This window comes from Streptomyces sp. NPDC056883, from assembly GCF_042788835.1.
GTDB classification, from domain to species: domain Bacteria; phylum Actinomycetota; class Actinomycetes; order Streptomycetales; family Streptomycetaceae; genus Streptomyces; species Streptomyces stoeckheimensis.
Genome location: NZ_JBHUBS010000011.1, coordinates 16,678 through 39,414, shown reverse-complemented (window position 1 = coordinate 39,414; position 22,737 = coordinate 16,678). Strand labels below are relative to the sequence as shown.

The 22,737-nt window shown below is 74.0% G+C and carries 19 protein-coding genes; 7 read left to right on the top strand and 12 right to left on the bottom strand.

From position 1 onward, the window contains the following. Positions 1 to 137 precede the first annotated feature (137 nt). Complete coding sequence (locus tag ACFRU2_RS25120; protein WP_382975853.1) at positions 138 to 1,631, top strand: bifunctional phosphatase PAP2/diacylglycerol kinase family protein; 1,494 nt, start codon at positions 138 to 140, stop codon at positions 1,629 to 1,631. On the opposite strand, the gene ACFRU2_RS25115 is transcribed toward ACFRU2_RS25120, so the two are convergent. Then, positions 1,609 to 2,268 carry a hypothetical protein gene (locus ACFRU2_RS25115; protein WP_382975850.1) on the bottom strand — a complete coding sequence of 220 codons (660 nt, stop codon included), beginning with the start codon at positions 2,266 to 2,268 and terminating at the stop codon, positions 1,609 to 1,611. The two genes, ACFRU2_RS25120 and ACFRU2_RS25115, sit on opposite strands and share 23 nt — an antisense overlap. Positions 2,269 to 2,358: 90 nt before the next feature. Further along, a complete protein-coding gene (locus ACFRU2_RS25110; protein ID WP_382975847.1) occupies positions 2,359 to 2,988 on the bottom strand; it encodes a hypothetical protein in 630 nt (209 codons plus the stop codon). Positions 2,989 to 3,234: 246 nt separating this feature from the next. Here ACFRU2_RS25110 and ettA point away from each other — a divergent pair, with 246 nt between their 5' ends. The 3 genes from ettA to ACFRU2_RS25095 are packed head-to-tail and all read left to right on the top strand — an operon-like array spanning position 3,235 to position 6,101. Continuing rightward, on the top strand, positions 3,235 to 4,899 hold the full coding sequence (gene ettA / locus ACFRU2_RS25105; protein ID WP_382975845.1) for an energy-dependent translational throttle protein EttA: 1,665 nt from the start codon (positions 3,235 to 3,237) through the stop codon (positions 4,897 to 4,899). A gap of 18 nt (positions 4,900 to 4,917) precedes the next feature. After that, complete coding sequence (locus ACFRU2_RS25100) at positions 4,918 to 5,391, top strand: acyl-CoA thioesterase (RefSeq protein ID WP_382975842.1); 474 nt, start codon at positions 4,918 to 4,920, stop codon at positions 5,389 to 5,391. Then, positions 5,388 to 6,101, top strand: a complete 714-nt coding sequence (locus ACFRU2_RS25095; RefSeq protein WP_382975839.1) for a hypothetical protein — start codon at positions 5,388 to 5,390, stop codon at positions 6,099 to 6,101. The genes ACFRU2_RS25100 and ACFRU2_RS25095 overlap by 4 nt, the downstream gene beginning before the upstream one ends. Positions 6,102 to 6,137: 36 nt before the next feature. Here ACFRU2_RS25095 and ACFRU2_RS25090 read toward each other — a convergent pair whose 3' ends face one another. Continuing rightward, positions 6,138 to 6,542 (bottom strand): globin, encoded by a 405-nt coding sequence (locus ACFRU2_RS25090; protein WP_382975836.1) that lies wholly within the window; start codon positions 6,540 to 6,542, stop codon positions 6,138 to 6,140. A 138-nt stretch (positions 6,543 to 6,680) separates the two neighbouring features. Between ACFRU2_RS25090 and ACFRU2_RS25085 the strand changes: the two genes are divergently transcribed. Genes ACFRU2_RS25085 through ACFRU2_RS25075 form a run of 3 tightly spaced genes read left to right on the top strand, consistent with a single transcriptional unit; the run spans position 6,681 to position 9,005 of the window. Then, positions 6,681 to 7,667 (top strand): methyltransferase domain-containing protein, encoded by a 987-nt coding sequence (locus ACFRU2_RS25085; protein WP_382975834.1) that lies wholly within the window; start codon positions 6,681 to 6,683, stop codon positions 7,665 to 7,667. A 58-nt stretch (positions 7,668 to 7,725) separates the two neighbouring features. Beyond that, positions 7,726 to 8,133: a PadR family transcriptional regulator gene (locus ACFRU2_RS25080; RefSeq protein ID WP_382975831.1), complete on the top strand. Its 408-nt coding sequence runs from the start codon at positions 7,726 to 7,728 to the stop codon at positions 8,131 to 8,133. Further along, positions 8,130 to 9,005, top strand: coding sequence for a hypothetical protein (locus ACFRU2_RS25075; protein WP_382975829.1), 876 nt, complete (start codon positions 8,130 to 8,132; stop codon positions 9,003 to 9,005). Before ACFRU2_RS25080 ends, ACFRU2_RS25075 begins: the two co-directional genes overlap by 4 nt. A gap of 84 nt (positions 9,006 to 9,089) precedes the next feature. Here ACFRU2_RS25075 and ACFRU2_RS25070 read toward each other — a convergent pair whose 3' ends face one another. The 9 genes from ACFRU2_RS25070 to ACFRU2_RS25030 form a co-directional block, all read right to left on the bottom strand. Continuing rightward, positions 9,090 to 10,220 carry an FHA domain-containing protein gene (locus ACFRU2_RS25070; RefSeq protein ID WP_382975826.1) on the bottom strand — a complete coding sequence of 377 codons (1,131 nt, stop codon included), beginning with the start codon at positions 10,218 to 10,220 and terminating at the stop codon, positions 9,090 to 9,092. A 124-nt stretch (positions 10,221 to 10,344) separates the two neighbouring features. Beyond that, positions 10,345 to 11,670 (bottom strand): VWA domain-containing protein, encoded by a 1,326-nt coding sequence (locus ACFRU2_RS25065; protein WP_382975824.1) that lies wholly within the window; start codon positions 11,668 to 11,670, stop codon positions 10,345 to 10,347. Between the two features lie 26 nt (positions 11,671 to 11,696). Continuing rightward, on the bottom strand, positions 11,697 to 13,511 hold the full coding sequence (locus ACFRU2_RS25060) for a protein phosphatase 2C domain-containing protein (protein WP_382975821.1): 1,815 nt from the start codon (positions 13,509 to 13,511) through the stop codon (positions 11,697 to 11,699). A 3-nt stretch (positions 13,512 to 13,514) separates the two neighbouring features. Further along, positions 13,515 to 16,235 (bottom strand): tetratricopeptide repeat protein, encoded by a 2,721-nt coding sequence (locus ACFRU2_RS25055; protein ID WP_382976352.1) that lies wholly within the window; start codon positions 16,233 to 16,235, stop codon positions 13,515 to 13,517. Between the two features lie 5 nt (positions 16,236 to 16,240). Beyond that, positions 16,241 to 17,548 (bottom strand): hypothetical protein, encoded by a 1,308-nt coding sequence (locus ACFRU2_RS25050; protein WP_382976350.1) that lies wholly within the window; start codon positions 17,546 to 17,548, stop codon positions 16,241 to 16,243. 86 nt (positions 17,549 to 17,634) lie between these two features. Next, positions 17,635 to 18,570, bottom strand: coding sequence for a glutamate ABC transporter substrate-binding protein (locus ACFRU2_RS25045; RefSeq protein WP_382976349.1), 936 nt, complete (start codon positions 18,568 to 18,570; stop codon positions 17,635 to 17,637). Positions 18,571 to 18,782: 212 nt separating this feature from the next. Beyond that, positions 18,783 to 20,186 (bottom strand): hypothetical protein, encoded by a 1,404-nt coding sequence (locus ACFRU2_RS25040; RefSeq protein WP_382975818.1) that lies wholly within the window; start codon positions 20,184 to 20,186, stop codon positions 18,783 to 18,785. Between the two features lie 266 nt (positions 20,187 to 20,452). Then, on the bottom strand, positions 20,453 to 21,478 hold the full coding sequence (locus ACFRU2_RS25035) for an N-acetylglucosamine kinase (protein WP_382975815.1): 1,026 nt from the start codon (positions 21,476 to 21,478) through the stop codon (positions 20,453 to 20,455). Then, positions 21,469 to 22,734: a 6-phospho-beta-glucosidase gene (locus ACFRU2_RS25030; protein WP_382975812.1), complete on the bottom strand. Its 1,266-nt coding sequence runs from the start codon at positions 22,732 to 22,734 to the stop codon at positions 21,469 to 21,471. Before ACFRU2_RS25030 ends, ACFRU2_RS25035 begins: the two co-directional genes overlap by 10 nt. Positions 22,735 to 22,737 lie beyond the last annotated feature (3 nt).

Below are 22,737 nucleotides of genomic sequence, written 5' to 3'. Positions count from 1 at the left end.
CCGGGGATCCAGTGCTCCCCGGCAGGGCTCGGCCGGACCCCGTCCGGGACCATGGGACGGGCTCGGCCGGAGGGGTGGGATTCGGGAGCCCGGGGCGGGGGCTGGTTCGGATGCGGGGGGCCGGGTAGAGGCAGGAGATGGCTGATCAAGAACTGACCTGGCGGGGCGCGGTCGCACGAGGGGACCGCAGGCTGTTCGACGTGGTGGCCCGGCGGCACTGGCCCGGGGCCGACCGGGTGCTGCCCCGGCTCGGCCGGGCCGCGAACCACGGGCTGCTGTGGGGCGGGGCCGCCGCGGGGATCGCCGTCCTCGGCTCGGCCGGGGCCCGCAAGGCAGCCGTGCGCGGGGCCGCCTCCCTGGCACTGGCCTCCGCGACCATCAACACCATCGGCAAATGGTCCGTGCGCAGACCGCGCCCGGTGCTGGACGGGGTGCCCGCCGCGCGGCAGCTGACCACGCAGCCGCGTACGACCTCCTTCCCCTCGGGGCACGCCGCGTCCGCGTTCGCCTTCACCGCCGGAGTGGCGCTGGAGTCCCCGCTGCTGGGCGCAGCGCTGGCCCCCGTCGCCGTCTCCGTCGCCTTCTCCCGCGTGTACACCGGGGTCCACTACCCCTCGGACGTCCTCGCGGGCGCGGCGCTCGGCGTGGCGGCCGGGTTCGTCGTGCGCCGCCTCACCCGGGACGCCGTGGAGGCCCGGATCATGCCGGGCGACGAGCGGCCCGCCGCGGGGGCGCCCGCGCTGCCCGACGGAGCCGGGCTCACGGTGGTGGTCAACACCGGGTCGGGCACGGCGGCGACGACGGGGCTCGACGTACTGCTGGGCGAGCGGCTGCCGAAGGCCGAGCTCGTCCTGTGCGAGGGCCCGGAGCTCACCGCCGAACTGGCCTCGGCCGCCGAGCGGGCCACCGTCCTCGGGGTGTGCGGCGGCGACGGCACGGTCAACGCCGCCGCCACCGCCGCGCTGCGCGCCGGGATCCCCCTGGCGGTGTTCCCCGGCGGCACGCTCAACCACTTCGCGCTCGACCTCGGCCTCGCGGGAGCCGAGGACACCTGCCGGGCCGTGGCGGCCGGTCACGCGGTCCACATCGGCGTCGGCCGCTTCAGCCCGGGCCCGGGGCCGGACCCCGAGGACACCAGGGCCGGGTACTTCCTGAACAACTTCAGCATCGGGGCCTACCCGGAGCTGCTCGGCCACCGGCTCCGCTGGGCCCCCCGGATCGGCGGCGGCCCCGCCGCCCTGCTGGCGGCGTACCGGGTGCTGCGCGCGGAGCGCCCGGTACGGCTCAAGCTCGCCGGGAAGCCGCGCAGCGTCTGGCTGCTCTTCGCGGGCAACGGCACCTACCAGGGCACGGGCCCGGCGCCCCGCTCCCGCAAGAGCCTCGGCGAGGGCCTGCTCGACGTACGCCTGGTCCACGGCGGCGGCCGCCCCGGCCCCCGCCTGCTCGCCGCAGCCTTCGCGGGCCCGCTGACCCGATCCCCGGTCCACGTCGCCACCCGGCTGCGCAGCCTGCGCGTGGGCGACATCCCCGCCGGCACCCCGCTCGCCTACGACGGCGAGTACGCCCAGGCCCCCACCGCCCTGGTCCTGGACGACCTCCCGGACGCCCTCACGGTCTACCGCCCCCGCTGACGGACGGCGCACCGGCGCCTCCCGGGGCCTCACCCGCCCCCGGGAGGGGCCGGCGCCCCAGACCGGTGGGGTCCGGCTCTCCGGGAGCCACGCCCCCTCCCACGCCCAGGTCGTCCCGCATCGTGTCCCGCATCCCCATCCAGCGCTCCGTGATCACGATGAGCCTCGTGTGGATCTCCTCGAACGAGCCGTCGGGCTCCGGGTGGCCGTCCGCCAACCGGACCGTGCGGGCGTACGCGCTGGACATGTTCTTGGTCATCAGGTCCAGCTTCGCCAGCACCGAGGCGGAGGCGATCATCTGGGCCTCCGCGAAAGAGGCGTGGTGGCCGGCCCGGGCCTCTTCCAGAGCCGTCCGGTCCTCGGAGGTGGCCTCTGCCCTGTGGACGCGCCACAGGAAGTCCATGAGGGCGATGCGGTAGCGGCGGAAGGCGGCGTTCGCCGCCATGTAGCAGTCCCGCCTGCGGGCCAGCTCCGCCAGCTCCTGTTCCCGCACCCACCGCGTGCGGTCCACCTGCTGCTCCCGCTCGAACTGCGCCGCCTGCACCCGCGCCAGCATCCGCTGCGAAAGCACCGTCGCCAGCAACGTCCCGGCCACACCGACCACGGCCGCGCCGAGCGCGATCAGTCCGCTGTCCACGTCCCCCGCCTCCCCCTGCCTTCACGGCGGCCCCCGCCCGCTCCCCGTGGCCGCCATCCTGCCGGGCGGCGCGGCCCGTCCGGGGCCCTTTCACGGACCCGGAGCCACCTGGGCCGACGGCGGGCCGTCGAGCGTGAAGGGGCGACCTGCGGGGGGTGACGGCAGGGCGGGTGCGTCGCTCCCCGCGCCGAGGTCGGCCCGCATGGCGCCGAGCATCCGCTCCCACTGCCGCCAGAGCCGGCCGAAGTCCGTTCGGATCTCCTCGAACGAGCCGTTCGGATCGGGGTTGCCCTCCTCCAGGCACATGATCCTCCGGTAGGTCTCCGACAGGACCTTCGTCATGTCGTTCAGCTCGGCCAGGACCTCTCCGGACGCCACCAGCTGGGCCTCGGCGAACACCGAGTGGTGATCGCGGCGGGCCTCTTCGACCACTTCCCTGGCTTCCGCGGTCACCGCGTCCTTGTGCACGGTCCACAGGAAGTTCATCAGCTGGGTCCGGTAGCGCCGGAAGGAGGCGTTGACGCTCTTGTAGGCCTCGCGCCGGCGGGTCAGCTCCACCACCTGCTGCTCGCGGAGCCACTGTCCTTCGGCGACCTGCTGCTGGCGCGCAAACTGTTCCGACTGCACGCGGGCCGTCAGCCTCTGCGACAGGACGGAGGCTATGAGCGTGCCCGTGACTCCGACCACCGCAGCCGCCAACCCGATGAGTGCGCTCTCCACTGAACCCCCTGGTTCCCCGAGGCAGCCGTGGCCGTCATGGCCGCCATTTCGGGGGGATCCTGCCCAGTGATCCCCGGGACCAGCCGGTGCCGGGCTCCGCGCGTACGCACCCGTGCGGGCCGCGCACCGCCCCTCCGGACGCCGCCCAGGTCAGGGCTCCGGGGCCGAACGGGTTTCCCCCCGGGGATGGACGTCAGGCAAGATGGGGTGTATCTGCCCACCCATCGATCTGCCGGACGGTTTCTCTTGGCTGAGTTCATCTACACCATGCGCAAGACGCGCAAGGCGCACGGCGACAAGGTGATTCTTGATGACGTCACCCTGAACTTCCTGCCCGGCGCGAAGATCGGTGTGGTCGGCCCGAACGGTGCCGGTAAGTCCACCGTCCTCAAGATCATGGCGGGGCTGGAGCAGCCGTCCAACGGCGACGCCTTCCTGTCTCCCGGCTTCACCGTCGGCATCCTCATGCAGGAGCCCAAGCTCGACGAGTCCAAGACGGTCCTGGAGAACGTCCAGGACGGCGCGGCCGACATCATGGCCAAGCTGAAGCGCTTCAACGAGGTCGCCGAGGAAATGGCGACCGACTACACCGACGCGCTCATGGACGAGATGGGCAAGCTCCAGGAGATCCTGGACCACACCAACGCCTGGGACCTCGATGCCCAGCTGGAGCAGGCGATGGACGCCCTGGGCTGCCCGCCCGGCGACTGGCCCGTCACCAACCTCTCCGGTGGCGAGAAGCGCCGCGTGGCGCTCTGCAAGCTGCTGATCGAGGCCCCGGACCTGCTCCTCCTCGACGAGCCCACCAACCACCTCGACGCCGAGTCGGTGAACTGGCTGGAGCAGCACCTTTCGCAGTACAAGGGCTGCGTCATCGCCGTGACCCACGACCGGTACTTCCTGAACAACGTCGCCGAGTGGATCCTGGAGCTCGACCGCGGCCGCGCCATCGCCTACGAGGGCAACTACTCCACCTACCTGGAGAAGAAGGCCACCCGCCTCAAGGTCGAGGGCCGCAAGGACGAGAAGCGTCAGAAGCGCCTCAAGGAAGAGCTGGAGTGGGTGCGGTCGAACGCCAAGGGGCGTCAGACCAAGTCCAAGGCCCGTCTCGCCCGCTACGAGGAGATGGCCGCCGAGGCGGACAAGATGCGGAAGCTGGACTTCGAGGAGATCCAGATCCCGCCGGGCCCGCGTCTGGGCTCGATCGTGGTCGAGGTCAACAACCTCTCCAAGGCGTTCGGCGACAAGGTCCTCATCGACGACCTGTCCTTCACGCTGCCGCGCAACGGCATCGTGGGCATCATCGGCCCGAACGGCGCCGGCAAGACCACGCTCTTCAAGATGATCCAGGGCCTGGAGACGCCGGACTCCGGCGCCATCAAGGTCGGCGAGACCGTCAAGATCTCCTACGTCGACCAGAGCCGCGCCAACATCGACCCGAAGAAGACCCTCTGGGCCGTCGTGTCGGACGAGCTGGACTACATCAACGTCGGCCAGGTCGAGATGCCGTCGCGCGCCTACGTCAGCGCCTTCGGCTTCAAGGGCCCGGACCAGCAGAAGCCGGCCGGCGTCCTGTCCGGCGGTGAGCGCAACCGCCTCAACCTCGCGCTGACGCTCAAGGAGGGCGGCAACCTGCTGCTCCTCGACGAGCCCACCAACGACCTCGACGTCGAGACCCTGTCCTCGCTCGAGAACGCGCTCCTCGAATTCCCCGGTGCGGCCGTGGTCATCTCCCACGACCGCTGGTTCCTCGACCGAGTCGCCACGCACATCCTGGCGTACGAGGGCGACTCCAAGTGGTACTGGTTCGAGGGCAACTTCGAGTCGTACGAGAAGAACAAGATCGAGCGGCTCGGCGCGGACGCCACGCGTCCGCACCGTGCCACCTACAAGAAGCTCACCCGAGGCTGAGGGCCGAGGAAACGGGCCATGGCCAGACACCACTACCGATGCCCCCTCCGCTGGGCGGACATGGATGCCTTCGGGCACGTCAACAACGTCGTCTTCCTCCGCTATCTGGAGGAGGCGCGGATCGACTTCATGTTCCGCCTCGCGCCGGGGGAGGGCAGTGAGTCCTTCACGGGCGGTTCCGTCGTGGCCCGTCACGAGATCGACTACAAGCTGCCCCTCGTGCACCGGCACGAGCCGGTGCTCATCGAGTCCTGGGTGACCCGGATAGGCGCCGCGTCCCTGACCATCCGCTACGAGGTCAAGGACGAGGCGACCGAGGACGCGCCCGAGACGGTGTACGTGCGCGCCGAGACCGTGGTCGTGCCCTACAACCTCGCCGAGGGGCGGCCCCGCCGCATCACGGCCGAGGAGAAGCTCTTCCTCCAGGAGTACCTGGACGAGCCGAAGGCACAGCCGAAGAGCGGCGCTCCCGCCGGGGGCATCGCAGCATGAACGAGCAGCTGCACTTCGCCGACTCCGGGGAGGCGGCGGACCTCGCCGCCTTCCTGGGCCGGCTGGTGCACTACGACCGCGCCGCCGCCGTCCGCCTGCAGGCGCAGGCCGGCGGTGGCGCGCTCGCCGTTTTCGGGCGGCCGCCGTCCTTCGACGTCCTGGCCGTCCGTACGGTGCGGCTCGCCGCGCCCCTCTCCGCTCCGCTCGACCTGACCGTCTCGGCCGGGGAGCTGCTGGAGTCCGTCGACGAGGGCGAGTCGGCCGGCGCCGTCGTCCCCGCGGCCGTCACCGGACCGCCCTGGGCGGGCGTGCTCCCGCCCCGTGGCGGCTGGACCCCGGTGGCCGGGCTGCCCGGTCCCGAGGCGATGGCCAAGGCCCTGGCGGCCGCCGTCGCCGAGTTCCGGGCCCGCGACGAGGCCCTGCCCCCGCAGCACCGGACCCGCTCCGAGCGCGACCGCATCGGCCGCGAGATCTGGTCCCGCACGCTGGGGGACACCGAACTTCCGCTGCGCGCCGTGCACGCCGCGCAGTCCCTGGGCTTCCTGCGGCCCGTACGGTCCACCGTGCCCGCCGCACCCTCCCAGCCCGGCGCCCCCGAGCCCGTGGCCCTGTTCGCCTCGGGCGGCTGGCTGCGGCTGCGCACCCCGTACGGTTCCGTGGCCACGCGCCGCCCGGGCGGCCTCGGCACCCTGCTCGTCCGCCCGGTCTAGCCGACCGCCTACGGGCCGGGGCGCGGCCGGGCGCCCCTAGCCCGCGGTGTTGATCATCGAGGCGGCGGCGTACGTCAGGTACCGCCACAGCTGCGCCTCGTGCTCCGGCGCGAGGGCGAGCTCGTCCACCGCCACCCGCATGTGCGCCAGCCACGCGTCGTGCGCGGCCGCGTCCACCTGGAACGGCGCGTGCCGCATGCGCAGGCGCGGGTGGCCGCGGTTCTCGCTGTAGGTGTTCGGGCCGCCCCAGTACTGCATCAGGAACAGTGCGAACCGCTCCTCGGCGGGACCGAGGTCCTCCTCCGGGTACATCGGGCGCAGCAGCGGGTCCTCGGCGACCCCCTGGTAGAAGCGGTGGACCAGACGGCGGAAGGTGTCCTCGCCGCCCACCAGTTCGTAGAAGGTCTGCTCCTGGACCGTGCCCCGCGGAATCTCATTCACCCGACCATCGTCTCAGACGCCCGGACGGAGGACCCCGGTCCCAGGACCTCCGGGACCCTGCCCCGCACGACCGCGGTACGACCGCGCTGCGACCGCAGCGCGGTCGCACCCGGGCGGCGTCCGCAGGACAGTGGAGGCATGGGCGCACAAGCCGAGGTACGCGACGTACGGGAGACCGCGCACGCTGCCCAGGTGCGGGAGCTGACCGCAGCCGGGGCACTGGAGGATCCGCGCTGGCGGGCGGCCTTCGCGGCCGTGCCCCGGCACGTGTTCGTGCCGTACTACTACACCGGCCGAGGCGCCGGACACGAGCGGCTCTGGGCCGAGGACCCCGACCCCGAACGGCGGGCCCGCTGGCTGCGCGGGGTCTACACCGACGCCCCGCTCGCCACCCGGCTGCGCGACGGCGAACTGGTCTCCTCCAGCAGCCAGCCCTCGCTGATGGCCAAGATGCTGGAGGCCCTGGACGTGGGCGACGGGGACCACGTGCTGGAGATCGGCGCGGGCACCGGCTACAACGCGGCCCTGCTCTGCCACCGGCTCGGCGACGACCTGGTCACCACCGTGGACCTGGACGAGGAGATCACCGAGTCGGCGCGCGCACACCTGGACCGGCTCGGCTACCACCCGGCCGTCGTCACCGGCGACGGGGCGCGCGGCTGCCCCGCCCGGGCCCCCTTCGACCGGATCCTGGTGACTTGCACGATCCCGCTGATCCCGCCCGCCTGGCTGGGCCAGTGCCGGCCCGGGGCGCGGATCCTGGCCCCGCTGTCGACCGGGCTGATCGCGCTCACGGTGCGGGACGCCGCGTTCGCCGAGGGCCGCTTCCTGCACACCTCGGCCTACTTCGTGCCGCTGCGCGGGGCCACGGCCGCGCCGCCGGGCACGTACGGCATGCCGCAGGGGATCCCGTACGAGCTGGTGGAGAACGAGCGGTTCCAGTTCATGCTCGTGCTCACCTCGGGCGCCCTGCACCCGCGGGAGGCGCTGGACCTGTGGCGGCGCGAGGGCCGGCCGGCGCGCGAGCGCTTCGGGGTGACGGTCGGCGACGCCGGGCAGTGGTCCTGGCTCGACGATCCCCAGGGGCCCTACGTATGGCCCCTGGGGGAGGCCGGCCGGTCATAGGCGGGAGCTCCATAGGTCGGCTATCGACATATGTCGGCTGCCGAGCTATGGTGCGGATGTGAATGATCAAGCTCTTCGCGAGCCGACCCTGCTGATCCTCACGGCGATCGCCGATGCCCCGCGGCACGGATACGCGATCGCCCAGGAGGTCGAGAAGATTTCGGAAGGCCGCACCAAAATGCGCACCGGAACCCTCTACGGGGCCCTGGAGCGGCTCCTGGAACAGGAACTCATCGCCGTCCACGAGGAAGAGGTGGTCGACGGACGCAGGCGGCGCAGCTACGCGCTCGCCCCGCGCGGACGGGAGACCCTGGCCGCCGAGGCTGCCCGGCTCGCGCGCACCGCGCAGGAGGCGACCCGGCGGCTGGGGCTCGGCGGGGCGGGTGCCTCCTTCGGCGGCGCCCTGCGCGCAGCCGTGGCGCCCGTGCGGCGGCTCGCGACCGGCGGGGCGGTGATGGACGCGTGACCGCGCTGGTGAAGCTGTATCCCGCCGCCTACCGGCGGGAGTTCGGTGACGAGATATCCGACGCGTACCGGGAGGCCACCCGCGGGGCGGGGACCCCGGCCCGGGTGCGCGAGAGCGCCGACGTCCTCGGGCACGCCCTGCGCATGCGGCTCGGGCTGGGCTCCGGCCGGCGCTCCGGCCGGCTCCTGGCCGCGCTGGCGCCGTTCGCCCTGATCGCGGTCGCAGCGAGTGCGCTGAGCTGGACCGGAGTGATGCGCAACGCGCTCATCGTCGCCGGGCTGGGCGGCGTCGGCCCGGGCTTCCTCGCGCTCGTGGCCGCGTACGTCGTCACCGTGTTCGGCGTGTTCCTCGCACTGGCCGGGCGGTGGTCGGCGGGCAGCTGGACCGTGCTCGTGGGACTGGCGGCACTGCTCGCGGCCAGTACCGTCCGGCTGGGCGTCGGCGGTGTCGGGATCTCGGCCCTCTCCACCGGGCCGATGCTCCTCCTCGCCCTCGTGGCGGTGGCGTGCCCGCCCGACGTGCGGCCGGTTCCGCGCATCCGCACACGAGCCGGGGCGGCCGCCGTGGTGGCGTGGACGGCGGTGATGGTGGGCGCGGTGCTGATGGTCCCGCTGTCGTACCCGCTCACCCAGCTGCGCTTCGTCGTGCCGGTGGCCGCCGGACTGCTGCTGGCCGGACGCCACGCGTTCGCCCGGCTGCGCACCGGACCGGCCGTCCTGCTCGCGGGACTGCCGTTCGTGTACTTCGGCGTCATTCCCGGGACCCTGCTCCCGCTCGGGATGGCCGTCCTGCTGGTCCTGCTGCTGGTCACCGCGGTGGTGGTGAGCGTGCGGCGCAGGCGGGACGTGCGGGACCCGCTGGTCGGCGGTTAGGCCGGCCGGCCGGGCCGGACGACGGCACCCGAACACGAAGAAGGCCCCCGGTTCACCGGGGGCCTTCTTCGTGTTCGAGGAGCCTCAGCCGCGCCGGACGGTGATCGTGGTCCAGGCGCCGACGTGGACGCGGTCGCCGTCGGCGAGCGGAACCGGAACGTAGGGCTGGATCGACTCCTCGCCGCCGTTGATCGTGGTGCCGTTGGTGGAGTTCTGGTCCACCACGGCCCAGCTGCCGTCCGGCTGCTGGACGAGCACCGCGTGCTGGTGCGAGACGCCCGGGTCCTCCGGGGGCACCGAGAGGTCGATGTCGGGGGACTCGCCCGTCGAGGCGCGGCGGCGGCCGATGGTGATCTGGCCGCCGGCGAGCGGCAGGTGCTGCTCGGGCGAGTACGCGGGCAGGTCGAGCCCGGCCGCCTCGGGGCCGCTGCGCTGCATCATCGCCATGAAGTACGTGCGGTCCGGACCGATGGTCGCGGTCCAGGCCCCGCCGGCCTGCGGCTGGTAGGGCTGCTGCTGGTAGGACGGGTGGGCCTGCGGCGCCTGGTGCTGCTGCTGCGGCTGCTGGTGGTGCGGGGGCGCCTGGGGCGGCTGGTACTGCCCGGTCCGGGAGGGCTGCTGCAGGTACGGCGGCGGAGCCTGCTGTCCCTGCGGCGGCTGGTGCTGCTGAGGCTGCGGTGCATGGTGGTGCGGCGGGGCCTGGTGCTGCTGCTGCGGCGCCTGGTGCTGCGGCTGCTGGTGCTGCTGCGGGGGCGGCGGCTGCTGCTGGTACGGGGGCTGCTGGAAGTCCTGGCGCGCCGGAGGCGGCAGCATCCAGTCGTCATCGCGCTGCAGCGGCTCGGCCGGGCGGTTGACCCGGGAGGGCCGCGAGCCCTGGTAGTCGAAGTGGTCCTGGGAGTACGCCGGCGGGGCCGCGGGCGCGCCCGGGGAAGGGGGCTGCGGCGGCGCGGGCATGTCCGGGGAGAGCGGTGCGTACGAGGTCGCCGTACGGGTCAGGAAGTTGTACCGGCACTCCTCGCAGAACGGGGCCATGGCCTCGCGCGGGGTCCGGCACTGCGGGCAGAGCTCGGCCTGTGCCGTCGGCTCGCCGGTCGGAGGGTAGCCGTAGCCGTAGGAGGGCGCCCCGGGGGTGCCCGTAGGAGCGGCCATGCGGTGGCCGCAGACCTCGCACCAGTCGTCGGAGGCGGACTGGTGCCCGTTCGGGCAGGTCGGCATCGCGGCGCTTCCTCCTTCTTCCTGCGTCAACGAGGCAGGGTCTGCTTCTGCTGCTTCTTCTGTGCGGCGGATCGGCGGCTGATCGGCGTCTGGTGAGCGGCTGATCAGAGCGTCAAGCTTTACGTCAAGATTTTCGCACTCGAACGGTTTGAGTGGAACGCGTTTCTAGTGTCATCTCGTCCGCGTCGGCGACCTTTGCCTTCAGTCGCACAGTACCCGCCGCCGCATCGACGACATCCACCACCTTCGCGAGCAGCTTCGCGGTGTCGGCGTTGCCCGAGGAGCTCGCCAGCTGCACGGCCCGGCCGAGCTTGGCCGTGGCGCCCCCGACGTCCCCCAGTTTGCGGGCCTCCAGACCCTGCTGGATGGCCTGCGCGAGCTCCGCCTGTCCGGTGTAGTGGGCCACCTGGGGGTTGATCGCGGTGGACGCGGCGAGATCGTCCGTCCAGACGGCGCGGACCAGGCCCTGGGCGAGCACGGCCGGGTCCTCGCCGGGAGCCCCCGGCATGACGAGAGCGGCGCGTGCGGCGAGCATCTCCTGGCCCACGGCCGCGCCCGGGACCCGTACGCACACGTGGTACTCGCGGGACTCGTCGCCCCAGGAACCCGTCGGATAGTCCCCGGCCCGCGGGGAGGCCTCCGTGCGGCGGGCGGTCAGGTCCTGCACGGCGGGAGCGACCTGCTTGACGTACAGGATCTCCGCGCCGACCGGGGTCCACAGGCGCAGTGAGACGTCCGCCACTTCCTTGCCCATGACCTTTTCCATCATGTGCGTGAAGTCTTCGCTCAACCGGGCCGGATCGGCCACGATGTCGGCGGTGCCGAGCAGCGCGCTCGCGATGCCGGTGACCTCCTTGACCTCCCAGTCGGTTCCCACGCCGCGGGCGTCACAGGTGAAACGGCCCGCGCAGGCGTCGAGCGTGGCCCGGAGCACGGCCGGGTCCTCGTGCTCGTTGCGGCCGTCGGTGAGCAGGATCCCGTGCCGGATCGCCGCGGTGGACCCGCGCAGCAGGCCGTCGGCGAGACGCAGCCAGGTGCCGATGGCGGTGCCGCCTCCGGAGGAGAGCCCGCGCAGGGCCTCCTTGGCCTGCGCGCGGGTGGTCGCGTCGGCGATGGCGAGCCGGCCCCGGCGGGGGAACACCTCCTTGGCCACGTGGGTACCGGCGATCACGGCGAAGGCGGTGCCGTCGCGGAGGGTGTCGACGGCTGCGGCCGTCGCCTCGCGGGCGCCGCGCATCTTGTCGGGCGGGTACTCCATGGAACCGGAACAGTCGACCATGATCACCACGGCGGCGCCGCCCGGGGCGACGGCCGTCCGGGTGGCCGTGGCTCCGCCCGTGGAGGTGACCGTGACGATCGCGTGGACGTCGCGGGAGCCCTCGGCGAGGAACTCGTTCTGGTACACCTCCACGCTGAAGCGGGGGGCGCTCGGCTTGGCGAAGTTCGCCATCGGTCGCTACTCCTCGAGGACGGGGATCAGCCCTGGGGCTGCGGGGCGGCGGGGCCCGCGGCGCCGGCGGGCGGGGACTGCACTGGTGCCGGGCTCGCCGCGAAGGGCACGACGGCCACGGTGACGTTGTCGTGCCCGCCGCCGTCGAGGGCGTGCCCCACCAGGACCTGCGCACTGTGCAGGGGCCGGACGGCGGCGTCCTGCGGGAGGACCTGGGCCATGTCGCGCGCGGACTCGGCGTAGTTCCACAGTCCGTCGGTGCAGACCACGACCACACCGTCGTGGTCGGGCTTGAAGGTGGCGGTGTGCGGTTCCAGCTCGTACGCGTCGGCCCCGAGCCAGCCGGTGATGGCGTGCGCGCGGACGTCGGCATAGGCCTCGGCCTCGCCCATCAGGCCCGCCGCGACCATCTGGGCGGCCCAGGAGTCGTCCTCCGTGAGGCGGCGGGGCAGGGCGGCGCGGTCGTCGGGGACCCAGTACGCACGGCTGTCGCCGACCCAGCCGATGGTCAGCAGGCCGCGGCTGACCACGGCGCCGACCAGGGTGCAGGCGGGGGCGTTCTGGGCGCCCGGCACCTCGGGGGCGAGGGCGTTCACGGCGGCGGCGGCCGCCAGGATCGCCTCGTGCATGGCCTCTTGGGGGTGGGCGCCGCGGGGGAGGGCGTCGAGCAGCGCCTCGTTGGCGGCTCCGGCGGCCGCCGCGGAGGCCTCGTCGGGGCGGCTGGCGGAGGAGACGCCGTCGCAGACGATGGCCACGGTGGCGGCGGAGCCGTCGGGCAGCGCGGTCGCCGCGACGGCGAAGGAGTCCTCGTTGCGGTGGTGGCGCAGCCCGCGGTCACTGACGGCGGCGACGCTCCCGAGCTCCTCCTCGAGGTGGTCCCGCTCCCGGGGCTGCGCGTGGCCGCAGTGCTCGCAGTACCCGTCGGTGTCCACCCGCCCGGCCCGGCAGGCCACACAGGTCTTCCCCCCGCCGTCCCCCTGCGGGGCGGGACCCTGCTCGGCGGGGCCGCCACCGTACGGGGCCTCGCCGCCGGGCTGGTGGCCCTGGGGGGTGGAACTGCCGTACGGGGCTTCGCCGCCGGGGGCGTACCCCTGCGAGGAGGGGCTGCCGTACGGGGCTTCGTGCGTCGGGCCGGGGTTCTGCGGGTCGGTGCCGTGGCCGGCCGGGTCGTGCCCGCCGGTCGCGGAGCCGTACGGGGCCTCGGCGCCGGGGTGCTGCCCCGGCTGGGCGGGGTGGTCGTAGGGGGAGGCGTGCTCGCCGGGGCCCGGGGTGCCGTACGCATCGTGGCTTTCGTGGCCGCTGTATGCGGCTCCGCCCGCGGAACCCGTGCCCTGCGTGCTCGCTCCGTAGGGGGCGGTGTCCGCGGGGTGCCGGCCCTGAGGGGGCGCGCCGTACGGGCTCTCCGGGGCCGGAGGCGTGCCGTGGGGGTCGGCCGGGGAGCCGGGGTCGGACCAGCCGGTGGGGCCCGACACCAGGGTGGGGGCGGCGGTGGAGACGCTGCCCCAGCCGGGCGCGGCCTCGCCGGCGTACCCGGGGGCCGCCGGTTCGGCGTAGCCGCCGGAGTACTGCGGAGCGAGGTCCTCGTCGGACGACGCGAGCCCGCGCGCGGCCGGGATCCCACCCGCCGGGGCGTCCGGAGCCGCCGGGGTCGCGTACGCCGAGCCCGCCGGGAACGCCGGCGCGGCCGGAGCCGTGCCCATCGGCGGGGTCGTTCGTTGCGGGGGGCCGGGCTCCGTGGGGGCCGGGGTGGTGAGGGCGTAGCCGCAGAGGCCGCAGAAACGGTCACCCTCCTCCAGCGGTTCCGCGCAGCTGGGGCAGCCCGACAGCCGATGCATCGACATCAATCACACCCACGTCCGGGGACGGAAACGGTTTGCCCGCTCCACCAGTTCGATCCTCTCCTCGCCCCGCTGCGCCAGCCGAGCCAGCACGCGGAACGAGCGCTCCAGGCCGAAGCGCAGCCCCCGCTCGTCCAGTTGGCAGCCGAGCAGCGGGGCAGGGCCGGGGTCGGAACCCCGGCTACCCGACAGTACCCAGTCCAGCGCCGAGCCCAGAACTTCCGCCCTGAGCCGCTCGTGGCGCACCGAGTCCAGGCCGAACCGCCCCAGGGCTTCCACCTGCGCCGCGGCCGCCGTCAGATCGGGAAGCAGAGCCTCCTGGGGAGACCGGTCGCGCAGGCGTGCCCGTACGGCCGCCACCCGCGCGGCGGTGTGGTGGATCGAGACCTCCGGTACGGACTCCAGCGTGCGCACGGCTCCGGCCCGGTCCCCGGTGGCCAGTTGCACCCTGGCGAGCCCGAACGCCGCCCCGACGAACCCCGGATCCGTGGCCCACACCAGCCGGTAGTACTCGGCGGCGTTGTCCAGCTGCCCCAGCACCTCCGCGCACAGCCCCAGCGCCAGCTTCGGCGCCGGTTCGCCGGGGAAGGCGTCGTAGACGGCGTCGAAGGACAGGGCCGCCGTCTCGTCCTCCCCGACGGCCAGCGAGGAGATGCCGCGGGCCCACACCACGCGCCAGTCGTCGGGGTGCTGCGCCTCCAGCCGGGCCAGCGCGTCGGCGACGAGCGGCGCGTCGGCGCCGCCCAGTTCGAGCCGGGCCCGCAGCTCCCGCAGCCGCAACTCCGCGGACTCGGCGGGCGCCGAGCCGAGTGCGGTCAGCAGGTCGGCCGGGGCGGAGGCCAGCAGGCCGGCCAGGAAACCGGCGTTGGGGTCCCCGGCGTCGACCAGCGGCACGGGCAGCGCCAGCGCGGCCTCGCGGGTGTCCAGCGTGGACGGCTCGGGCCTTCGCGCGGCGGTGATCCCGACGGGCGGCAGCGGTGCGGTCGTCGGCGCCGGTCGCGGGGCCGGTACGCCGGGACCGGCGGCCCGGTGCGTCGCCGTGGTGACCAGCCCGGTCGTGCCGTACCCCGTGATCGGAGCATTCGAAGGAGGAGCGGCGGGAGCCCCCGCGGACACGGCGGCGCCGGGAGGCGGGGTGGGAAGCGGCGCGGGTGCGGGGACGGCGGCCGGAGCCGGGCTCCGGCCCGTCCGCCGGCGCTTCACGGCCCGCTCGCCCAGCCGGGACACGTGGCCGCCGGACTTGTCGTCGGTGAACAGCCGGTCGTCCGGCACCCGGAGCTCGGGGCCGAAGAGGGTGGAGACCTGCGGCCTCGGGCGGCCCGTCTGGAGCGCGACGACCTCCCGCAGCACCCCCGTCAGCTGGTCCGCCATCTCCTGCGCGGACGCGAACCGCCGTCCGGGATCCGGGTCGGTGGCCCGTACCAGCAGCCGGTAGAAGGACTCGTACCGCCCGAACACCTCGATGTGCTCGGGGTCCGGCAGCGAGTCCACGAACACGTTCGTGTAGCCCTGGAAGTCGAAGGTCAGCACGGCCAGCGTGCGCGCCACCGTGTACAGGTCGGAGGCGACCGACGGGCCGACCTCCGCCACCTCCGGCGCCTGGTAGCCGACGGTGCCGTAGATGGCCGACTCCTCGTCGTCCATCCGCCGGACCGCGCCCATGTCGATCAGCTTCAGCTGGTCGGCCTGCTGGATGGCGTTGTCGACCTTGAAGTCGCAGTAGAGGAGGTTCCTCGTGTGCAGGTGGCCGAGCGCCTCCAGCGCCTCGATGCCGTACGCGCACGCCTGCTCCACCGGCAGCGGGTCCCGGCGGCCGTCCGGCCTGCGCCGCTCGTTGGCGATCTCCTTGAGGGACTTGCCGCCGACGTACTCCATGACGATGTACCCGTCCAGCGAACCGGTCCGCTGGTCCAGGTGCTCCACGAAGTTGTAGATCCGCACGATGTTGGAGTGCTCGATCTCCGCGAGGAAGCGCCGCTCCGAGATCGCGGCCGCCATCGCGTCCTGGTCCCCGGTGTCCAGCAGGCCCTTGAGCACCACCCACCGGTCCGACACGGCCCGGTCCACCGCGAGGTAGACCCAGCCCAGCCCGCCGTGCGCGAGGCAGCCCGCGACCTCGTACTGGCCGTGCACGAGGTCGCCCGCGCGCAGCTTGGGCACGAAGGAGTACGGGTGCCCGCACTTGGTACAGAAACCTTCCGTCCGTCCCGGCCGCTCCCCGCGGGCCCGCCCCACCGGCGCCCCGCAGTCCGACCGCGAGCAGAACCGCTTGCGCTCCGGGACCTCCGGGTTCTCCAGCACCGCCGCCGAAGGATCCGGACGAGGCACCTCCGGTACGTTGACCAGCCCGGCGCCCAGGCGGCTGCGGCCCGACCCCGAGGCGGCCGAACCCGAACTGCGCACCGAGACCGACCGGGTGGACGCGGCCCCGGAGAGGGCGCGCGAGAGCCGTCCCGACACGGAACGCCGGGAGGAAGACGACCGCGACGAGCGGGAAGCCCGGGAGGAGGAGGACGAGGACCGCCCGGACCCGTGCGAGCCCTGCGAGCCCTGGGAGTCCCCGTGGCGGGCCGCGCTCGTCATCGCCGTCGGGACCGACACCAGCTCCTCGGCGCCCGCCGCGACGGCGCCGGCCGGCGCCAGCCCGCAGGTGCCGCAGTAGACCTCGCCGCCGCCCATGTCCTCGTACGTCCCCGGGCAGCCGGGGCGCATGCACGCCGTTCCGATCAGACTCACGCGTCCCCCTCCCTCGGCCCGTCGGGCCACTCGCGCACCGGTCGGTGCCCCTGTTGATCCTGCTGGTCCCGCTGGTCCTGCTGCGGTGACGGCAGCGCCTCGGCCGTGGCCCACTGGTAGCGCAGCACCGCCTGCTCGGCGGCCCGCAGATCGCAGGGAGCGCTCCACAGCATCCGCCGGGCGGTGTCGTACCGCTCCATCAGCAGCGGATCCTCCGCCATGCCGAGCCGGGCGACCTTCGCCCGGTAGGCGTCGAGCCGACCGCGCAGCTCCGCGCGCACGGCCAGCGGAGCCGTCACCGCGGTCAACGATTCGCGGGCCCGGCGCAATTCCTCCTCGGCCCGCTCCTCCAAGGACTCCAGCAGCGGCGACAGCCGGTGCCACTGGGCCCGGCGCCGGTACTCGGCCGCAGCCGAGAGCTGCTCCTGCAGCACCGTCGGCGGGCCGCTCACCGCGGGCACCTCGGACGCCGCGATCTTCGCCAGTACCTCACCGCGGGCCACCCGGGCCTCCGCCAGGGTCCGGTCGGCCCGCGAGAGCACGTCCCGCAGCCCGATCAGCCGCTGCTCGGCGTCCTGCCGGACGGTCAGTACCGCCTCGACCTCCCGGCGCACGTCCTCCAGGGCGCGCGCGGCCCGGTCGTAGCGCCCGGTGTCCGGACGGCCGCCACCCGGCGCGGAGCTCCCGGCCACCGCGCACCAGAACGCCAGCGGGTCCTCGATCACCCGCGCCCGCAGCTCCGCCAGCTCGGCCGTGATGGCCTCCAGGTCGTCCCCCGAGGGGTGTTCCCCCGGCCGGACCCCCACCGAGTGGGCGAGGGCGCGGGTGCGGTGCAGTTCGGCGGAGAGGAGGTCGATCCGGGCCGGCAGCGCCGACCAGACGGAGTCCGCGGCGACCACCACGTCCAGGGAGCTCGCGTACAGCTCGTTCATGCGGGACACCAGCTCGGCCAGGGAGAACCGCTCCGCGAGCGGGGCCCCCTCCACCGCGGCACCGGAGATCAGCACCCCGGGCCCGCGCAGCCGGTCCGTCAGCTCGACCAGGTCCTCGCGGCTCGGCCAGCGCCGCCGCTCGCGGATCTCCCGGGCGGCGCCCAGCGCCCCGCTGTAGGCGTCGAAGTACCGCCACAGCCGGGTGATGGCCGCATCGGCCTCGGCCCACCGCTCCTTGGTGACCCCGGTCAGCCCGGCGCCCTCCAGGAGCCGTCGGCCGGAGTGGTCCTGGAGCGCGAGCAGCGAGGTCTCGACGGCCTCGTGCTCCGCACCCAGCCGGGCCAGCGCACGGTCCACGCCGTCCCGGTCCATCACCGCCGGCTGCGCCCCCAAAGGATGTGCCTCCAACGATCCCGCCTCCGGTCTTGTGACATCGGGCTCAGAATCCGACACCGGCCTCAGTCCCGGTACTTGGGAACGGGCGGGCCGCCCACGCCGGGCAGCACGGGCTCCAGGTGGTCCCTGTAGGCCTTCATCCAGGGGCTGTTGCCGCCGCCCGCGCGGTAGTCCTCCAGTACCTTGTTGACCCGGCGCACCAGGTCGCCGGCGTCCTTGTTCATGGCCACCCCGTAGAACTCCTTGGTGAACGGGGAGCCCACCAGCGCGACCGACGGGTCCTGCGCGGCCTGGCCGGCGGCGAGGGCGTTGTCCGTGATGATGCCGTCCACCTCGCCCAGCTGCAGCCGGACCAGACAGTCGAGCTGGTTGGGCACGCTGACCGGGACGGCGCCGTAGGACTGGGCGGCCAGTGCCGACTCGGCCGTGGAGCCGGCCGCCGTGCAGATGCGGCGGCCCTTCAGCGAAGCGTCGTAGCCGGTGATCGCCGAACCCTTGGGGGCCAGCACCTGCTGCCCGGCCTCGAAGTACGCCGTCGAGAAGGCGACGTCCTCCAGCCGCTTGCAGTTGACGGTCATCGTGCGCACGACGATGTCGACGGTGCCGTCCTTGAGCGCGGGGATGCGCTGGCTGGTGGGGATGGCCCGGTAGATGACCTTGCCGTCCTCGCCGAAGATGTCCTTCGCTATGGCCTTGACCAGGGCGATGTCGAAGCCGTCGAGCTCCCCGGCCGGGTTGCGGTAGCCCCATTTGAAGCTGTTCTGGTCCACGCCCGCGACGAGGTGGCCCGCCGTGCGGATCCGCTGGATCGCGGAGCCGTCCAGCCCGTTGGGGCGCAGGCTCGCCTCCGGGTTCTCGCAGGTGTCGCCCGGTGCCTGCGGAGCGACGGCCATCCTGGCCGGCTCGCGCACCAGCGAGGAGGGTCCCGATCCGCCCGGGGCCGCCTGGGCCAGGGGCAGCAGCACGGCCGCCGCCGTCAGGGCGCAGGCCGCGGCCATCGCACCGACCCCGCCCCAGCCGCGCAGCCGGCCCGTCAGCCGCCGCAGGCCGCGTACGTCCGGTCCTTCGACGGCGCTCACGGCGCTCTCGGCGCCCTCCGCCGTGCCCTCCGCGGAGGCCACGACGCCCTCGGGGGCCACCGCAGGGGTCGCGGTGCCCCCGGGCCCCTCGGAACCCTCGCCCGCGTGCTTCACCCGTCCCGGCATCGCTCTCACCTGTACTCCGAAAGCCTGCGCCCGATGCCGAGCAGGGCGGCCACCGCGCCGACGACCGCCAGGGCCGCCGTACCTGTCACCAAACCGTCGAGCGCCCCGAGCCCGTCCCGCGCCGCCCGGGTGAACTCGTGCTGCTCGTGCAGCACGGCCTCTTCCAGCGAGGCGTCCACCGTGTCGAAGGCGGTGCCCGTGGGCTTCGGGTGGTCCTTGTCGCCGATGACCTGCCCGACGGCGCCCTGGTAGTCACCCGTCAAGTCGGTCTGCCGGGCCGCCGCGTGCAGCCCCTTCCACTGCCTCACGCCTTCCGCGGCGCGGGCCACCGGATCGCGGCCGGCCGTGTCGTCGGCCAGCTTCGCCGCCGTCGCCAGCCCCGCGTCCAGGTCCTTCATGTCGTTCGAGAAGTCCACGTCGTACTTGTCGGACTTCTTGTCCTCGGCCAGTACGGCTCCGCGCGACACCAGGGTGAGGTTCTCGTTGGCCCGCGCCTGGAGCGAGGCGATCCGCGCGTCGTTGAGCACCTTGAGGGACTCCTGCCCGTCCGTGCGGGCCTCGCTCAGCCCCGACCGGGCGACCGTGTGCCCCGCGGCCAGCCACAGCAGCAGCACCAGAGCGGCGGTGGTCGCCGCGACGAGCCCGTGGTTGAAGACGCGGTTCGTCCGCCGGTAGTTGCGCCGCTGGGCCCAGAGCAGGGCGGCGAGGGCGAGCAGACCGGCCCCGAGCGAGGCCAGGGGCAGCGCGCGGGCCTCGTCGTAGTCCGTGTAGAGCCGGCCGGTCTCCGCCTCGTACAGCCGCTGCGCGGCGGGCAGCAGCTGGGTGCTCATCTGCTCGTTCGCGTACCGGAGGTAGGCGCCGCCGAGCGGCAGGCCCTGCTTGTTGGTGGCCCGTGCCTGCTCGATCAGGCCGGCGTACCGGGGGAGCTGCTCGCTCAGCAGGGTGATCTGCTTGCGGGAGTCGTCGCCGGCCGTGGTGCTGGCGGCCGCGTTCACCAGCAGCCGGGACGCGTTGGCTATGTCCTTCTCGTACCGGCTGCGGACCTCGCGGGGCTCGTTGCCGCCCGCGAGGAAACCGCTGGAGGAGGCGGTGTCGGCGTCCGCGAGGGAGCGGTAGATGCTCGCCGCGTCGGCGCTCAGCGGCTGGCTGCGGCCCACGACGTCGTCGGCCGCGGTGACCCGTCCGGAGATCTCCCAGACGGCCACCGCGCCGAACAGCAGGACCAGTGCGGCCAGGGCCGCGCCGACGATCCGCAGCCGGCCGGGCTCGGTGGTGGCGGCCGCGCGCAGCCGCTCCACGCCCTCGGCCCAGGCGGTGCCGCGCCGGGGCAGCCCGTCGGGCGGCGGCGCCGGCGGCCCGGAGGGCGCCGAGACGCCGCCGGGCGCGGGCGCGCGTGATGTGATGGCCACCCTGACCTCCCCCTCGGTCCTTCGTGCTTCGCAGCAGTATGGCCTTAGTGGCGGTCCTCCACAGCACCCGGTCCGGGATCAGGCACGATCCGCCCCGATCCGTCCCCGGTCCTGCCCCGGCCGGTCCCCCCGTCCGGTCCACCCCTTCACCGTCAGTACGCCCCGGGGGCCGCGATGGTTCCGGTGCGGGCGCGGTTCATCCGAAACGGTTCATCCGCATCGTTTCAGCCGAAACGGTCCAGCCCGAATGGTCCAGCCGGAATGGTTCAGCCGAAATGGGCGCGCAGCTTCCCGTAGGCCTCCGGCCCGGCCCCCAGCGCGTCCAGCCCCAGCAGACCCGCGCCCAGCACCGGCGCGGCCGTCACCACCGAGACCCGGGCGTGCGGGGCCCGTTCGGCCAGCAGGGCCTCCACGCGGCCGTTCAGCTGCGGGTGCCGGGCTGCCAGGACGCTGCCGCCCAGCAGGACGGGCGCCTCCTCGGCCAGCAGTTCGAGCCGCTCCAGCGCCACCGAGGCCAGGGCAACGACCTCCTCGGCCTGCCGCTCGACGAGGGCCGCGGCGACCGGATCGCCGGCCGCGGCCACATCGAACAGCACCGGCACCAACTCGTGGATCCGTACGGGCTCGACGATGCCCAGGTGCAGCGCCTCGATCAGCGCGTGCATGGAATCCCGCGCGAAGTGCCGCGGCAGGGCCGCTGCGAGCTCGGTGGGACCGCCGCGCCCGTCCTCGGCGCGCGCCGCCCACCACATGGCCTCGGCGGCCAGTCCGCCGCCGCCGCCCCAGTCACCGGAGATCTGCCCGAGGGCCGGGAACCGGGCGGTGCGCCCGTCGGGCAGCATGCCCACGCAGTTGATGCCCGCTCCGCACACCACCGCGACCCCGCGCGGACCCCCGGCGTTCTCGCCGAGCCCGGCCCGCAGGATCGCGAAGGTGTCGTTGCGGACCTCGGTGGCCGTGCCCCAGCCCCGCGCGCCGATGGCCTGCGCGAGCAGGGCCTCCTCCACCGGGAGGTCCGCGTTGGCCAGACAGGCCGAAACCCGGACGGCGTACGGGGCCCCGGCCGCGGGCTCCGGCAGCCCGGCGGCCGCGGCCGCCTCGGCGACGGCCTGCCCGACGACGTCCACCGCCGCCTCGACCCCGACGCGCGGGGGCTGGAAGCCGCCCGCGCGTCCGGTGCCGAGGACGCGGCCGTCCGCGGCGATCAGCGCCACGTCCGTCTTGCTGTTGCCCGCGTCGACGGCGAGGACCGCCGCGGCCGAGGGCGGGGGAACGGGCCGGCTCACGCCCATGCCAGGTGCTCCTTGTTGTGCGCGAGGAGCCGGTCGGTCAGCCCCTCGGCGAGGTCGAACTGGCCCACCAGCGGGTGCGCCAGCAGCGCCTTGAAGACCCGCTCGCGGCCGCCCCGCAGCGCCGCGTCCAGCGCGAGGTCCTCGTACGCCGTGACGTGGGCGATGAGCCCCGAGTACAGCGGGTCCAGCCGCGGTACGGCCAGCGGCGACGGCCCGGTGCGGTCCACCCGTGCCTGCACCTCGACGACCGCGTCGTCGGGGAGGAACGGCAGGGTGCCGTTGTTCAGCGTGTTCACCACCTGGATGGCGCTCCCGCCGTCGCCCAGCAGGGCGGCGGCCAGGTCCACCGCGGCCTCCGAGTAGAAGGCGCCGCCCCGCTTGGCGAGCAGTTCGGGCTTCTCGTCCAGCGCGGGATCCCCGTACAGGCCGAGCAGTTCCTTCTCCATCGCGGCGACCTCGGCGGCCCGCGAGGGCTTGGTGCCGAGCTCCCGGACCACCTCGTCGTGGGCGTAGAAGTAGCGCAGGTAGTACGAGGGGACCACGCCGAGCCGGTCCAGCACCGTACGCGGCAGCCGCAGGTCCGCGGCGATGGAGTCGCCGTGCCGGGCGATCAGCTGCGGCAGCAGGTTCTCGCCCTCCGGGCCGCCCTTGCGCACCCCCAGCTCCCAGGTGAGGTGGTTGAGGCCCACGTGGTCGAGGTGGATGTCGGCCGGCGTCAGGTCCAGCATCGCGGCGAACCTGCGCTGGAAGCCGATGGCCACGTTGCACAGCCCGACCGCCTTGTGCCCGGCCTGCAGCAGGGCGCGGGTGACGATCCCGACCGGGTTGGTGAAGTCGATGATCCACGCGTCCGGGTTGGAGCGCCGGACCCGCTCGGCGATGTCGAGGACCACCGGGACCGTGCGCAGCGCCTTGGCGAGACCGCCGGCTCCGGTGGTCTCCTGGCCCACGCAGCCGCACTCCAGCGGCCAGGTCTCGTCCTGGAGCCGGGCCGCCTGCCCGCCGATGCGCAGCTGCAGCAGGACCGCGTCCGCGTCGGCGACGCCCGCGTCGAGGTCGGAGGTGGTGGTGATCAGGCCCGGATGCCCCTGCTTGGCGAAGATCCGCCGGGCCAGGCCGCCGATCAGCTCCAGCCGGTCGGCGGCCGGGTCGATCAGCACCAGCTCGCTGATGGGCAGGGTGTCGCGCAGTCGGGCGAACCCGTCGATCAGCTCGGGGGTATAGGTGGAACCGCCGCCCACCACTGCGAGTTTCATCGT

What these genes read in the sequence shown, in the direction of transcription:
- ACFRU2_RS25100 (WP_382975842.1), top strand. Translation starts at nt 4,918, where the DNA reads ATGGCCAGACACCACTACCGATGCCCCCTCCGCTGGGCGGACATGGAT.
- ACFRU2_RS25065 (WP_382975824.1), bottom strand. Translation starts at nt 11,670, where the DNA reads ATGGCGAACTTCGCCAAGCCGAGCGCCCCCCGCTTCAGCGTGGAGGTG.
- ACFRU2_RS25085 (WP_382975834.1), top strand. Translation starts at nt 6,681, where the DNA reads ATGGGCGCACAAGCCGAGGTACGCGACGTACGGGAGACCGCGCACGCT.
- ACFRU2_RS25030 (WP_382975812.1), bottom strand. Translation starts at nt 22,734, where the DNA reads ATGAAACTCGCAGTGGTGGGCGGCGGTTCCACCTATACCCCCGAGCTG.
- ACFRU2_RS25095 (WP_382975839.1), top strand. Translation starts at nt 5,388, where the DNA reads ATGAACGAGCAGCTGCACTTCGCCGACTCCGGGGAGGCGGCGGACCTC.
- ACFRU2_RS25050 (WP_382976350.1), bottom strand. Translation starts at nt 17,548, where the DNA reads ATGGACCGGGACGGCGTGGACCGTGCGCTGGCCCGGCTGGGTGCGGAG.
- ACFRU2_RS25035 (WP_382975815.1), bottom strand. Translation starts at nt 21,478, where the DNA reads ATGGGCGTGAGCCGGCCCGTTCCCCCGCCCTCGGCCGCGGCGGTCCTC.
- ACFRU2_RS25045 (WP_382976349.1), bottom strand. Translation starts at nt 18,570, where the DNA reads ATGGCCGCGGCCTGCGCCCTGACGGCGGCGGCCGTGCTGCTGCCCCTG.
- ACFRU2_RS25070 (WP_382975826.1), bottom strand. Translation starts at nt 10,220, where the DNA reads ATGCCGACCTGCCCGAACGGGCACCAGTCCGCCTCCGACGACTGGTGC.
- ACFRU2_RS25120 (WP_382975853.1), top strand. Translation starts at nt 138, where the DNA reads ATGGCTGATCAAGAACTGACCTGGCGGGGCGCGGTCGCACGAGGGGAC.
- ACFRU2_RS25060 (WP_382975821.1), bottom strand. Translation starts at nt 13,511, where the DNA reads ATGTCGATGCATCGGCTGTCGGGCTGCCCCAGCTGCGCGGAACCGCTG.